A 14,475-nucleotide genomic window follows, 5' to 3' on the forward strand; every position below is an offset into this window, starting at 1 on the left:
ATAAACTACTTGTTGTTGAACATTGCTCTGAGGTTAGCGATATGCGCTTGGCCTTTTGCCATTCTTTCTTCCTGAGATTGAGGCTTTTTATTTACTTCCCATTCCACATCATCAAAAGGAAGTTCATCAAGGAATCGGCTTTGGATCGGTTTTATTAGCTCCCCAAACTGTCTGCGCTCTTTGCACATGGTGAAAGTCAATTCACGCTGAGCACGAGTAATGCCAACATACATTAGGCGGCGCTCTTCCTCTATGTTGTCTTCATCGATACTGGTTTGGTGGGGCAAAATACCTTCTTCAGAGCCAATTAGATAGACATATGGGAACTCAAGTCCTTTTGACGCATGCAATGTCATCAATTGCACCGCATCCGTATTTTCTTCTTCCTCACCACGCTCCATCATGTCACGTAACGTGAGACGCTGAACTACTTCTTTCAAGCTTTTTTCTTCTTGATCGTAATTATCACCTTCTAAGTCAGACACTATCCATGAATAGAGATCTGATACATTTTTCATTCGCATCTCGGCAGCTTTAGCACTAGTGGATGTCTCATACAACCAATCTTCGTAATTAATATCACGAACCAATGAGCGCACCGCCTCCACTTTATCACCGCGCTCAGATTGGTCAGCAATCTTAACCAACCAGTGAGTAAAACGGCGCAAGTTTTCTAATCCTCGACCAGATAAGTGTTGCTCTAAACCAATCTCAAAACTGGCTTCAAATAAGCTTTTACCACGCATATTGGCATAACTGCCCAGCTTCTCTAAGGTCACCGGACCTATCTCTCGTCGCGGCGTATTCACAATACGCAGAAAGGCATTATCATCATCCGGATTAACCAAGACCCTGAGGTAAGCCATGATATCTTTTATTTCCGCACGGGCGAAAAATGAGGTACCTCCAGAGAGCTTATAGGGCACACGGTTTTGCATTAGCGATTTTTCAATCAGCCGTGATTGATGATTACCCCGATAAAGAATTGCATAATCTCTATATTCGGTGCGATTTAGGAATTTATGTGCGATAAGCTCCCCTGTAACCCGCTCTGCCTCGTGCTCTTCATCTTTGGCTAATAGAACTTTGAGCTTTTCTCCATCTGGAATTTCAGAGAACAAAGACTTTTCATACACGTGCGGATTATTAGCAATCAAGATATTGGCTGCCCGCAGAATGCGACTCGTAGAGCGGTAGTTTTGCTCAAGCTTGATAAGCTTGAGTTTAGGATAATCTTGACCCAGCAAAACCAAGTTCTGAGGCTTGGCGCCGCGCCATGAATAAATCGACTGATCGTCATCACCAACCACTGTCAGCCGCCCCCTTTCACCGACAATCAATTTGACCAGTTCATACTGACTGGTGTTGGTATCTTGATATTCGTCTACCAAAAGATAACGAATGCGATTTTGCCATCGTTGACACACTTCCTGATTAGTTTTCATCAATAGTACAGGAAGCAAAATTAGGTCATCAAAATCGAGCGCGTTATAAGCTTTCATCTGCTTATGATAAAGCGAAAAGCAATGGGCAAAGAGTTGCTGCTGTTCACCTTGAGCACGCTTTATCACCTGCTCTGGCGTCAACATATCATTTTTCCAATTTGAGATGGCACTGAGCAGTTGACGTAATAAATCTTTATCACCATCAAGCTGCTTTTCCGTCAGCTCTTTTAAAAGGGCCAACTGATCTTGGTCATCAAATAAGGAGAATCCGGGCTTGAGCCCCAGTGCTTTATACTCACGTTTAATAATGTTTAAGCCCAGGGTGTGAAAAGTTGAAACCATTAACCCTTTAGATTCACTTTTGCCCAGCGTTTGCGCTACACGCTCTTTCATTTCACGCGCAGCTTTATTGGTGAAAGTGACCGCAGCAATATTACGCGCTTTGTAACCGCACTGCTTAACTAGATAAGCAATTTTATTAGTGATCACTCGCGTCTTACCTGAACCTGCCCCAGCAAGGACTAAACATGGACCAGACACGTATTTCACGGCTTCATCTTGATTGGGGTTAAGCTTCATGGCCATCTCAGGAATGTAAATCAAAGGCTATATCATAATCGTGCAATAAGAAGATTGCTACGATTAGGCATCGCTTACCCAAAGCTAAATCTTTATCAAAAAAGTTAATTGAACGTTTTTTCATAAATTATAAGAAGTTTTGTTGCATATTGGATGGTATTTTAAGCTATAATGAATGAACGTTCATTCACCCACTATATGTAAGTGTCTGGATCTAGTTCTATGGTAGATAAAAGACAGCAAATCATAGATGCCGCCGAAGACCTTATCGCTGAATCAGGTTTTCAGGGCTTCTCGATGCATAAATTGGCCAAGGAAGCTGGCGTTGCAGCAGGAACGATATACCGCTATTTCTCTGACAAGGAAGATTTATTGCTACAAGTAAGACTAGCGGTAGTACAACGAAATGCTGAAGTTGTTCAACGTGGCGTTGATAATGCTATGCCACTCAAGGAACGATTTCGAACTATGTGGCTAAACATTTTCGATCTCTCACAAGCCAACATCGATAACTTGAAGAATCGAGCGCAATACGATTCCTTGCCTTGCATGCGCAATCATGAAACTAAGGAAATTGAGCGAAAAATGTTTAGCAAAGTGGATAAATTTTTTACAGAAGGTCGAGAACAAGGGCTATTTAAGCCTCTAGATAACCCAGTGTTGGCAGCACTGAGTCTAGAAGTCAGTGTCACTTTGGCACGCAAGCAAGCTCTTGGATATTACCAATTGGATCAAGCAGCCATTGATGCGGCCATTGAAGCTAGTTGGGATGCGATTATCAAACACTAATTTGGAGTTCTAATAAGAATGAAAAAGTGGACTTTTTATATGCTGCTTATCGCAACACTACTCTTTGGTAGCGTGATAGGCTTTAATATGTTCAAACAACATAAAATAGAAGAATTCTTAGCTAACCGTCCCGAACCAGAGTTCCCAGTCACGGCTACTCAAGTTCAAGCGGTCGACTGGGTACCTGTTATCGAAGCCATTGGCTTTATCGAGCCTAACCAAGGCGTCACAGTTGCCAATGAATCAGCGGGCGTGATTGATAAAATTGCCTTTGACTCAGGCACCAATGTCGAAGAAGGCCAACCTTTGGTAATGCTAGACTCATCGGTCGAAAAAGCTGATCTCAAGAGCGCCGAAGCGAAACTACCAGCCGCACAAGCCAAATACAAGCGCTATCAAGGCCTTTACAAAAAAGGCTCAGTATCAAAAGAAACCCTCGATGACGCTGAAGCTAACTTTTTCTCGCTCAAATCTGATATCGATAGCCTTAAAGCCACTATCGACAGACGCGAAATCAAAGCACCTTTTGCTGGCGTAGTCGGCATTCGTAATGTTTATCTAGGGCAATACCTGCAAACAGGTACAGATATTGTTCGCCTCGAGGATACCAGTGTCATGCGCCTGCGCTTTACTGTGCCGCAAACTGACATTTCACGTATCAGCCTAGAGCAACAAGTCGACATCTTTGTCGATGCCTACCCAGATACTCCTTTTCAAGGTTCCATCACTGCTATTGAGCCTGCGGTTAGCGTACAAAGTGGCTTGATTCAAGTGCAAGCAGACATTCCAAATAGTCATGGAAAGCTGCGCAGCGGGATGTTTGCTAGGGCTAACATCATACTGCCAATCATGGAAAACCAAGTAACCCTACCACAAACCGCTATCACCTTTACTCTTTATGGTGACAATGTATACATCATCTCCGAGCAAGATGGGGAAAAGCGCGTCAAACAGCAAGTGGTTAAAGTCGGTGAGCGAGTAAGAGATATTGCTCATATTCTAGAAGGCGTTAAACCAGGCGACATGGTGGTCACATCAGGTCAAGTGCGCCTCAGCAACGATGCAAAAGTGCGTGTAGTAGAAAGCGATGCCACTACTCCACCAGCTGAAACACCTATGCTCTAATCTGGAGGCCTCATGCGCTTTACTGATGTTTTTATTAAACGTCCAGTTTTAGCGGTATCAGTCAGCTTTTTGATCGCGCTGCTTGGTTTGCAAGCCGTGTTCAAAATGCAAGTACGCGAATACCCTGAAATGACTAACACCGTAGTCACGGTGACCACTAGCTACTACGGAGCCAGTGCTGATTTGATTCAAGGCTTTATTACTCAGCCTTTAGAGCAAGCCGTAGCTCAAGCTGATAATATCGACTACATGACTTCATCTTCTGAACTCGGTACTTCTACTATTACCGTCAATATGAAGTTGAACACTGACCCAAACTCGGCCCTGTCTGATATTTTGGCCAAAACCAACTCGGTTCGCTCTCAGCTGCCGAAAGAAGCAGAAGACCCGACTGTAACCATGTCAACAGGTTCAACGACTGCGGTTTTGTATATTGGCTTTACCAGTGATGAGCTATCATCGAGTCAAATCACTGATTATCTTGAGCGAGTAGTTAATCCACAGCTCTTTACCGTTAATGGCGTTTCTAAAATTGACCTCTACGGCGGCCTTAAATATGCACTACGTGTCTGGCTTGACCCAGCTAAAATGGCAGCTTTTGGCTTAACCGCAAATGATGTAATGGGTGTTTTGGATGCTAACAACTACCAGTCAGCCGCAGGCCAAGCGGTAGGTGAGTTTGTTCTTTACAACGGCAGCGCAGACACTCAAGTTTCTAATGAGGAAGAGCTGAGAAACTTGGTGGTTAGCTCTGATATGGGCAAGGTTACTCGCTTGGGGGATATAGCTAAGGTAACGCTTGAAAAGAGCCATGATACCTATCGCGCCAGCGCCAATGGTCAAGAGGCTGTCGTTGCCGCGATTAACGCAGCGCCAACGGCTAACCCAATCAATATTGCCGCTGATGTACACAAGATGCTTCCTCAGTTAGAGAAAGATCTGCCGAGCAACATCAAAATGAACGTGATGTATGACTCAACCATTGCTATCAATGAGTCAATTAATGAAGTTATTCATACTATCGCTGAAGCTGCATTAATTGTACTTGTGGTAATTACTCTGTTTTTAGGCTCGTTTCGCGCCGTTTTAATTCCCATAGTCACTATTCCATTGTCATTGATTGGTGTCGCTATGGTGATGCAAGCCATGGGCTTTTCATGGAACTTAATGACGCTACTGGCCATGGTTCTTGCGATAGGCTTGGTGGTTGATGATGCTATCGTCGTTCTAGAAAACGTCGATAGGCATATCAAACTTGGCGAGTCACCATTTAGATCAGCCATTATAGGAACGAGGGAAATTGCAGTTCCAGTTATCGCTATGACCTTAACTCTAGGCGCGGTCTACGCACCAATAGCGCTTATGGGAGGCATTACCGGTTCCTTGTTTAAAGAGTTTGCTTTAACACTTGCAGGATCGGTATTTGTATCAGGCATCATAGCCTTAACCCTATCACCCATGATGTGTTCTAAAATGCTTAAGGCCAATGAGGAGCCAAGCAAATTTGAGCAAAAAGTTCACCATGTGCTCGACAATATGACTCTGCGCTATGAGAAAATGCTTAGCGCTGTGATGCTCCATCGACCAGTGGTCATTGGTTTTGCGGTGATTGTTTTTGCCAGCTTACCTTTGCTATTTAAGTTTATTCCAAGTGAGCTCGCTCCCTCGGAAGATAAAGGCGTTGTAATGCTGATGGGCACAGCGCCCTCAAATGCAAACCTCGACTTCATGCAAAACACCATGAATGACGTCAATACTATTCTATCGGATCAAAAAGAAGTGGCCTATGCACAGGTCTTTACCGGTGTGCCTAGCTCGAATCAAGCCTTTGGTATTGCTTCTTTGGTCCCTTGGAGTGAACGTGAAGCTGGACAAAACGAAGTTGTAAATAGAGTAACCGAACTGGTAAAAGAAGTTCCAGGAATGGCAGTAATCGCATTTCAGATGGCGGAGTTACCGGGAGCAGGCTCTGGATTACCCATTCAGTTTGTACTCACCACCCCGAATGCGTTTGAAAGTTTATTTACCGTAGCGACCGACATCCTCACTGAAGTGAGCGCTAACCCTATGTTTGTCTATTCTGAATTGGATCTTAACTATGATTCAGCGACGATGAAAATCAAAATTGATAAGGATAAAGCCGGTGCCTATGGGGTAACCATGCAAGATATTGGTACCACGTTAAGCACTATGATGTCTGATGGCTATGTGAATCGTATCGATCTCAATGGTCGTTCTTATGAAGTGATCCCTCAGGTGGAACGTAAGTGGCGCCTTAACCCAGAATCAATGAAAAACTACTATGTTAAAGGTGCAGATGGTAAAGCGCTCCCTCTTAGTAACTTAATAACCATTGATGTGGTGGCAGAGCCACGCTCCTTACCTCACTTTAACCAGCTAAACTCAGCAACCATAAGTGCTGCTCCAGCACCAGGCACTGCAATGGGTGATGCTATTAATTGGTTCGAGGACATAGCAAACAACAAACTACCAAGCGGTTATAACCATGATTATATGGGTGAATCTCGCCAGTTTGTTACTGAAGGTAGCGCCCTTTATGCCACCTTTGGGTTGGCACTAGCGATCATCTTCTTAGTCTTAGCAATTCAATTTGAGTCGCTAAAAGATCCACTGGTGATTATGGTATCCGTGCCTCTCGCTATCTGCGGCGCTTTGATATCTCTAGCATGGGGGGCGGCATCGATGAATATCTATTCTCAGGTCGGGCTAATAACCCTAGTGGGCTTGATTACCAAACATGGTATCTTGATCTGTGAGGTCGCCAAAGAAGAGCAGCTGCATAATAAGTTAGGTAAAATTGACGCAGTGATGGCGGCAGCCAAAGTTCGTCTGCGCCCAATCCTAATGACCACGGCAGCCATGATCGCGGGTCTAATTCCTCTGATGTACGCATCTGGAGCAGGAGCAGCCCAGCGCTTTAGCATTGGTATTGTTATTGTCGCAGGGCTTGCGATAGGGACTGTGTTTACCCTATTTGTTCTGCCTGTAATATACAGCTACCTTGCCGAAAAACATAAACCGCTTCCGGTTTTTGTTGAAGACAAGGACTTAGAGAAGTTGGCTCGAATCGATGAAGCAAAAGCCGCTCATCGCCAACTGGCTGATAAAAAATAATCCCAAAATATGAAACTAAGGCCGCCCTTTGAGGTGGCCTTTTTTATTCTTTACGCCAATAACTGACGCTCTCATAGCGACTTTCTTTAGCCAATTACGTAAAATAGAAACAAACGTAAAGGAGCTTTTGACATGTTTGACCCCAAGAAATTAGAGCAGATCGCGAAACAAATTCATGACTCCATGCCTACTCCTGTAAAAGAGTTAGGTGCTGATGTCGACCAGAAAATTCGCCAAGTGATTCAAGGCCAGCTAAACAAGCTAGATGTGGTGAGCCGTGAAGAGTTTGATGTACAGACTCAAGTTCTTATGCGTACCCGCGAGAAGCTGACCGCGATGGAACAAAAGCTTACCGAGCTAGAAGATAAACTAGCAGAGAAATAAGCGCACGAGAGCGTTTCATAAACAATAAAAAGGCTTGGTCTCAATCGACCAAGCCTTTTGCATTAGATGTTGTGTATTATCTTGTATTTATTGCTCCAGTCTGTCTGGAGTCTATATTAGGCGCAGTTTATGCGCCTTTTCATAAGATGAATTAACCGCCCACAGCGATACGTTTCATGTCCGTCATGTAACCGCGCAGTTCTTCACCAATGTATTCTACTGGGTGATTGCGGATCGTTTCATTCACAGCAATCAGAGTCGCATTGTCGACTTGATTTGAGGTCTCACCCAAACCCTTACCAATCACATCTGTGTTAATTGATGGCATGAACTTCTCGCGCAATAGCGGGGTAGCGACATTAGCAAACAGGTAGTTACCATATTCTGCCGTATCTGAGATAACAACGTTCATTTCGTACAGACGCTTACGCGCTACTGTGTTCGCAATAAGTGGCAGCTCGTGTAGTGACTCGTAGTATGCGGACTCATCAATAATACCAGACGCTGTCATAGCTTCGAATGCAAGCTCAACACCCGCACGAACCATAGCAACTAGCAATATTCCTTTATCAAAGTACTCTTGCTCAGTGATCTCTACATCACCAGCTGGATAGTTTTCAAACGCAGTCTCACCAGTTTCAGCACGCCAACCAAGTAGGTTTGCATCATCATTAGCCCAGTCAGCCATCATGGTGCTAGAGAAATGCCCAGTAATAACATCGTCCATATGCTTATTATAAAGAGGGCGCATAAGCTCTTTCAGCTCTTCAGAAAGCTCAAATGCTTTAACTTTTGCTGGGTTTGATAGGCGATCCATCATATGTGTAATGCCGCCAAACTTAAGCGCTTCAGTGATGGTTTCCCAACCGTACTGAATCAATTTACCTGCAAAGCTTGGATCAATGCCTTCAGCGACCATTTTCTCATAGCTAACAATGGAACCCGCTTGCAACATACCACACAAGATAGTTTGCTCACCCACAAGATCAGACTTAACTTCAGCAACAAATGAAGACTCTAGACAACCTGCTCGATGGCCACCAGTCCCAGCAGCCCATGCTTTGGCAATATCCCAACCTTCGCCCTTAGGGTCGTTTTCTGGGTGCACTGCAATCAAGGTAGGAACACCAAAACCACGCTTATACTCTTCGCGAACCTCGGTACCTGGACATTTAGGCGCGACCATAACAACGGTTAAGTCCTTACGGATCTGCATACCCTCTTCAACAATGTTAAAACCGTGCGAGTAACCAAGTGCAGCGCCTTCTTTCATTAGTGGCATAACCGTTTCTACCACATTGGTGTGCTGCTTATCTGGGGTAAGGTTAACCACTAAATCAGCTTGAGGTATAAGCGTTTCGTAGCTGCCTACTTCAAAACCATTTTCTTGCGCATTTTTAAAAGATTGACGCTGCTCATCGATAGCAGCTTGACGCAATGCGTAAGACACATCCAAACCTGAATCACGCATATTTAGGCCTTGGTTTAGACCTTGAGCACCACAGCCAACAATGACCACTTTCTTACCTTTTAGGTAATCAGCTTCTGTTGCAAACTCACTGCGATCCATGAAACGGCAGCGGCCAAGCTGATCTAGCTGCTCTCGTAAGTTTAGTGTATTGAAATAGTTAGCCATGTCGGCTCTCCTTTAAAGATATATCCGCTTTGGTCGGTCTCTAATCACCGAATATCTCGATACTAAAACAGACACAAGCTTGCTTAAAGTGATATATTCACAAGTAGTTATTGCAAAAATTGCAACATGGAACCAGCTATTTATGAACATAAAGCACTTACAACTCTTTATTCACTTGTGTGATAGTAAAAGCTTTGCCAAAACGGCTTCTGCCATGCATGTCAGTCCCTCAGCTCTTAGCAGGCAGATACAAAAGCTAGAGTCAGAAACAGGGCAGGAACTGTTTGTGCGTGATAACCGCAGCGTCGAGCTTACCCCTGCTGCAAAGAAATTAATGCCTGTCGCGCTGAAAATAATAACTGAGTGGCAAAGTTTTTACTCTCAATTGCAAGATGAGGAGCAGGAGCTCAAAGGCGAGATTCGTTTATTTTGTTCTGTCACTGCCAGCTATAGTCATCTTCCCGAACTACTGTCTGAGTTTCGCCTACGACATCCTTTTATTGAGTTTAAATTATCAACGGGGGATCCTGCGCAAGCAATAGACAAAGTACTCAGTGATGAAGTTGACGTCGCCATTTCAGCACAGCCCGACCAACTGCCCGCTAAACTAAAGTTTGAAACGATAAGTGAAATTCCATTGTCTGTTATCGCGCCCGCGGGTATCAGTAGTCTTACTCAAGCTTTGCAAGAAGCTAAACCAGATTGGACCCAAATACCCTTTATCATCCCAGAGTCAGGTACAGCAAGAGAACGGGCCAACACTTGGTTTAGATCAATGAAAATAAAACCAAATATCTATGCTCATGTTTCAGGGCATGAAGCTATTGTCAGCATGGTGGCGCTAGGTTGTGGCGTGGGCATTGCCCCTGACGTGGTGATCAATAATAGTCCAGTCAAAGAAAAGATTCACAGATTGAAAGTCGCTTCAATCAAACCGTTCAAGCTTGGGGTATGTTGCAAACGTTCCCAGTGGGACAACCCACTAGTCAAAGCTTTGTGGCAAGTCGCGCAAAGCACTTATATTGTTTCCTAGCTTTTATCAATGATGTATCTAGATAGGGTAAATCATATGACTCTGGAAAATTGCTGCTGACGCGCCTTGATGCGCAAGTACTTATCAAAACACATACAAATATTGCGAATAAGCAGCCGTCCACGAAGAGTGACCAGTAGCTCCTTTTCCGTCATCTCAACCAATTCATCGTCAATGAAGGTTTGTAACAGTTTAATATCGTCTTTAAAGTAATCGCCAAACCGGATACCAAACTCCGACTCAATTGTGCTGACATCAAGTTTGAAGTTACAAATAAGTTGTTTAATGACCTCACGGCGTAGTAAGTCATCACTATCAAGAGATAAGCCCTTCCAAAGTGCATGTCTATGGGAAAACACTTGCTCACAATAGGTCTTCAAATCCTTTTGATTCTGAGCATAGGCATTTCCAATCATGGAAATCGCAGACACGCCAAAGCCCACGAGATCGCACTCACCCTGTGTAGTATAACCTTGGAAGTTACGATGCAAAACACCATGACGCTGAGCAACAGCCAGCTCATCATCGGGCTTGGCAAAATGGTCCATACCAATATACTGATAGCCTGCCTTGGTTAAGGTCGAGATAGTATCTTGAAGAATATCCATCTTTTCCTGTGCTTTGGGCAAGTCTTCATCTTTAATTTTACGCTGAGCGGCAAACAGTTGCGGCATGTGAGCATAGTTAAATATAGACAAACGGCCTGGTTGCAGGTCTAACACTTGAGCCAATGTGTTAGCAAAGCGCTCTCGTGTCTGTTTGGGCAGACCATAAATAAGGTCTAAGTTTGTTGAACGGAAACCAAGCGTTTTCGCTCGCTCGACCAAAGCAAAAATAAACGCTTCATCTTGCTCACGATTTACTAACTTTTGAACTTGCTTGTCAAAGTCTTGGACACCAATACTTAAACGGTTGAATCCCTGATGGCAAAGATGATCTAGTGTATCCAGCTCGATTTCCCTAGGGTCCACCTCAATACTTATTTCAGCGTCATCTTCGAAACAAAACTCAGCCCTTAAGGTGTTCATCAAGCGGCTAATTTGCTGCTTACTAAGAAAAGTGGGGGTTCCACCGCCTAAATGAAGCTGGGTCACTCTACGCCCTTGCAGCAGTGACGCCCGCGTAAGAATTTCTTGCTCAAGAACATCCAGATATTGATCGGCTTTATGGGCATGGCGTGTGATAACTTTATTACACCCACAGTAATAACAAAGCTTGTGACAAAACGGAATGTGGATGTATAGAGATAATGGACGCTCTGGATACTCAGTACAAGCCATGTCGTAATCAGCAATAGTAAACGCCTCATGAAGCTCTAGCGCTGTGGGATAAGACGTATAACGAGGACCAGCGTAATTATACTTATCAAGTACGGCTTGATCCCAAACTATTTGTTGGCTTGCAGCGACTGGCTGAGACATAGTGTCCTTCCGTTTGTGAAATCATACGCAGGCGGTCTGAGTAACCGCGCTAATACTCCGCTTATTCTGCCACATACATTTGAAGAACAAAGGCAAGCTCAGTATTTATAAGGCAGTAATAGTGAGAACTGATAACTCGATCACTTACCCAAAACACGCTGCCTTGCTATTGCTATACCATCTGAATATTAATTTGGTTGTTGAGTGGTTGAACTTTCTCTTGTAGCTGTTTTAGTTCCTCGATAACAGCTTGTTCTAGGCGTGACTCTGCCTTGTGCCGTTCAAGGTTTTGCTTCATACGCTCTTTTTTAGCCAGTTGTTGCCTATCATCGCCGCGAGCCATATCTTTTACCAAATGATAGAGTTCTGACGTTGCCGGAAATTCTTTATCAAAATCAACCCGCTCTTCTCCCTGCACATAATCCATAATGTTGTACACACGGATACTTATTTCCGATAAATCACATTGGCCCTGAATACCAGCCATACATAAAATACGTACGTTTTCGAAAATATTAGCATTGCGCTTATCAATGGCTAATTTGGCATGATGCTGCTGCAATTCCTTTTGCTTCTTTAATTGGAGCAGAAGGTAACCGGCATAAGACGCTAAAGCGAAAATAATGACTCCACCGACTATGGCTAATAAGGTTACATTCATCAAACGCTCTACCCTTTAAACTGATTCAGATCGAGATCTTCAAACTGTGACAGTAACTCGTCATCAGATAACGATTGCTCAGTCGCTTTCTTCTCAGCAGAGGATACATCATCACCCAAGGTTAAGTTTTCATCCTCGGAATCATCTTCGACATAAATACCCAACTGTTTCATCAGTACTTCGATACGAGCAAGTTTTTCATCAACGTACTTCTGTAGACCAGCACCTAGGCTTTCACCATTATCAAGACGGTCAAGCAAAACATTAAGCTGAGCATCATTTTCCAACATGTCTAATTCTTGCTCTGCATTTAGACGGCGCTGTGCCTTGGTCGTTTTTTTGACCGTTTCCACTACCAGTGGAATTTTCTTTTTGCTGCCCAAACGTGGATCACTTGCTTGACCAGACGATGTATGCGCTTGCTTTTTCGCTTCTGAATTACGATTTCCGGTTTTTAATCCTTTGCGCTTTTTATCTTTCTTGCGCAAACGCCCTTCAACATCAGCTTGGGTCCGGTTACGCACTACAATCAGATCGCCATTACCACCTGATTTTACTTTTTTACTACGGCTCATTACTGGGGTTTCCTCAGTAGAATTACATCATTTCCAACAAATTCGAGTTTGAGCTTATCCCGCTCAGCCAAATACTTAAACGTATTGCGGCTAAAAAAGACCACATGAGTTGGGTCATTTTTGTAGTGCCATTTTGCAAACGCCTCAACATCGATAACCATCTTGGTCATCAGGCCAATCCAGCCACCAGGCTTAACTAAATTTAACCATTGCTGCCATACTTTATCTGGATGATAGAGATGCTCAATCACTTCCGTGGCAGTCACAAAATCAAAAGTACGCGCCAATACCTCAGAGTTAGGGTAATAATAAAGGTCGTACAAAGACATTTTATGTCCCTGCTCTTCTAACATCAAAGACAACGTCGGACCAGGGCCACAGCCAAAATCTAGCCCTTCTGAGCTAGGCTTTATGCGCTCTAACATAGGATCGGCGATCCTTGATAAGAAGTTACGGTAGCCAGCATCATTTGGATCGTTCTCATGCAGATCGTAGTGGGCTTTTTCCGCTTTTGCATCCAATCTTTGTTCAGGATCCACATAGACTAGTTCACATTCTTGACACTGAAGATAAGCACGATGTTTATCCTGATAATAATCCAAGAGTGCGGAACTATGGCAAAGTGGGCAGTAATTCATGATGGCATCCTCAAACAGGGATGCGAAACATACCAGAAACTGACGCCAGAGTGGAGTATTATTGGGCAAATAATCATCAGTTGTGAAAAATATTCACCGCGAGTAAAGCAGCGTCTGGGGTTTAGAGAGCTCGTTATAATAAAGCGCTGAGTTGGTAGACTCCCAGATTGTATGATGTATCCAAGCTACACTGGCAAATCATTTTGAGTTTTAGACACTATATATCTGGTTGAAATAAAAAAGCGATAGGAAATACCTATCGCTCTCTAAGCTTGCCGTGCGGCAATAATACGCAGTGATATACTTGCGTTAAATGTCCGTTTGTTATTAACGCTTTCCTTGCCAAAGATGTTGTTTTTCACCATCCTAGTGAATTTTAATCATCCTTTCACTTCCTGTCTCTGGGCTTTTCCTTAGCCTGATCCTTTTCATTGTCTAAACCCTCAGACAAAGCGATCATCCCTATCATGTAGGCTTCCTGCTTACTACACTTCCTGAGTGATACAGGTGAATACTCAGCAGATTTGATTACTCTAACTTCTAACAAAATTAACGCAATCTAGATGAAGAAAAAAAACACCCACCTGTAGAGATAAATATATAAAACTTTAAATTTCAAATGTTTATATTAATTTGATAGAAAAAAATGATAGCAACAAGCGCTAATATCTCACAGCATTATGAGACAGATAACTAACCCACACACATTGAGCAATGTGATATCACTCATATGAAAAAGCCCAGACAAGTGTCTGTAATGCCGTTCGGATAAGTATTAACACTTATATCTAAATGGATATTTGGCCCGAACAAAGAGGACTGAACGTGGAAACGTTCGGTCCTTTCTTTTATCTGGCAAAATGAAATGGCTGATGCTCTCTCGCATTTGTTTGAGCCTGACAGGTAAAGTGCCATCGGGGCTGAGCGCTAGCCAGCGCAACTGGGCATCTATCAAATTTATTGCTGCTGTGAAGCTAACCCGAGTTGGGCTTACATTGGCATCTTCGGCAATATGAATCATTTCTAAACGTACTAAATTATAGGCAAGCAAAAT

The 14,475-nt window shown here is 43.5% G+C and carries 11 protein-coding genes and 1 pseudogene; 5 read left to right on the forward strand and 7 right to left on the reverse strand.

What is annotated here, in order from left to right:
• Positions 1-5: 5 nt before the first annotated feature.
• Positions 6-2,024 carry a DNA helicase Rep gene (gene rep, locus DPF90_RS18945; RefSeq protein WP_114787869.1) on the reverse strand — a complete coding sequence of 673 codons (2,019 nt, stop codon included), beginning with the start codon at positions 2,022-2,024 and terminating at the stop codon, positions 6-8.
• 222 nt (positions 2,025-2,246) lie between these two features.
• Here rep and DPF90_RS18950 point away from each other — a divergent pair, with 222 nt between their 5' ends.
• The 4 genes from DPF90_RS18950 to ubiK all read left to right on the forward strand — a co-directional run bounded on the left by DPF90_RS18950 (position 2,247) and on the right by ubiK (position 7,457).
• Positions 2,247-2,813, forward strand: a complete 567-nt coding sequence (locus tag DPF90_RS18950; protein ID WP_114787870.1) for a TetR/AcrR family transcriptional regulator — start codon at positions 2,247-2,249, stop codon at positions 2,811-2,813.
• Positions 2,814-2,831: 18 nt separating this feature from the next.
• Complete coding sequence (locus tag DPF90_RS18955; protein ID WP_114787871.1) at positions 2,832-3,938, forward strand: efflux RND transporter periplasmic adaptor subunit; 1,107 nt, start codon at positions 2,832-2,834, stop codon at positions 3,936-3,938.
• Positions 3,939-3,950: 12 nt separating this feature from the next.
• Entirely contained in the window at positions 3,951-7,073 is a 3,123-nt protein-coding gene (locus DPF90_RS18960; RefSeq protein WP_114787872.1) for a multidrug efflux RND transporter permease subunit, read from the forward strand.
• A gap of 132 nt (positions 7,074-7,205) precedes the next feature.
• Positions 7,206-7,457, forward strand: coding sequence for a ubiquinone biosynthesis accessory factor UbiK (gene ubiK, locus DPF90_RS18965; RefSeq protein WP_114787873.1), 252 nt, complete (start codon positions 7,206-7,208; stop codon positions 7,455-7,457).
• A gap of 151 nt (positions 7,458-7,608) precedes the next feature.
• Here ubiK and ilvC read toward each other — a convergent pair whose 3' ends face one another.
• The gene (ilvC, locus tag DPF90_RS18970) at positions 7,609-9,093 is read right to left on the reverse strand and encodes a ketol-acid reductoisomerase (RefSeq protein WP_114787874.1); all 1,485 of its coding nucleotides are present in this window, start codon (positions 9,091-9,093) and stop codon (positions 7,609-7,611) included.
• 142 nt (positions 9,094-9,235) lie between these two features.
• Here ilvC and ilvY point away from each other — a divergent pair, with 142 nt between their 5' ends.
• Positions 9,236-10,126, forward strand: coding sequence for an HTH-type transcriptional activator IlvY (ilvY, locus tag DPF90_RS18975; protein WP_114787875.1), 891 nt, complete (start codon positions 9,236-9,238; stop codon positions 10,124-10,126).
• Between the two features lie 32 nt (positions 10,127-10,158).
• Here ilvY and hemN read toward each other — a convergent pair whose 3' ends face one another.
• From hemN to DPF90_RS19000, 5 genes and pseudogenes are all read right to left on the reverse strand, one after another.
• Positions 10,159-11,547: an oxygen-independent coproporphyrinogen III oxidase gene (hemN, locus tag DPF90_RS18980; protein WP_114787876.1), complete on the reverse strand. Its 1,389-nt coding sequence runs from the start codon at positions 11,545-11,547 to the stop codon at positions 10,159-10,161.
• Between the two features lie 172 nt (positions 11,548-11,719).
• A complete protein-coding gene (locus tag DPF90_RS18985; RefSeq protein ID WP_114787877.1) occupies positions 11,720-12,208 on the reverse strand; it encodes a DUF2489 domain-containing protein in 489 nt (162 codons plus the stop codon).
• A gap of 8 nt (positions 12,209-12,216) precedes the next feature.
• On the reverse strand, positions 12,217-12,783 hold the full coding sequence (gene yihI / locus DPF90_RS18990) for a Der GTPase-activating protein YihI (RefSeq protein ID WP_114787878.1): 567 nt from the start codon (positions 12,781-12,783) through the stop codon (positions 12,217-12,219).
• A complete protein-coding gene (locus DPF90_RS18995) occupies positions 12,783-13,421 on the reverse strand; it encodes a class I SAM-dependent methyltransferase (RefSeq protein ID WP_162814063.1) in 639 nt (212 codons plus the stop codon). Before DPF90_RS18995 ends, yihI begins: the two co-directional genes overlap by 1 nt.
• A gap of 775 nt (positions 13,422-14,196) precedes the next feature.
• Positions 14,197-14,475, reverse strand: a pseudogene (locus tag DPF90_RS19000) (IS4 family transposase); the annotation flags it as partial.

It is taken from the genome of Vibrio tetraodonis (assembly GCF_003350295.1).
Taxonomy (GTDB): domain Bacteria; phylum Pseudomonadota; class Gammaproteobacteria; order Enterobacterales; family Vibrionaceae; genus Vibrio; species Vibrio tetraodonis.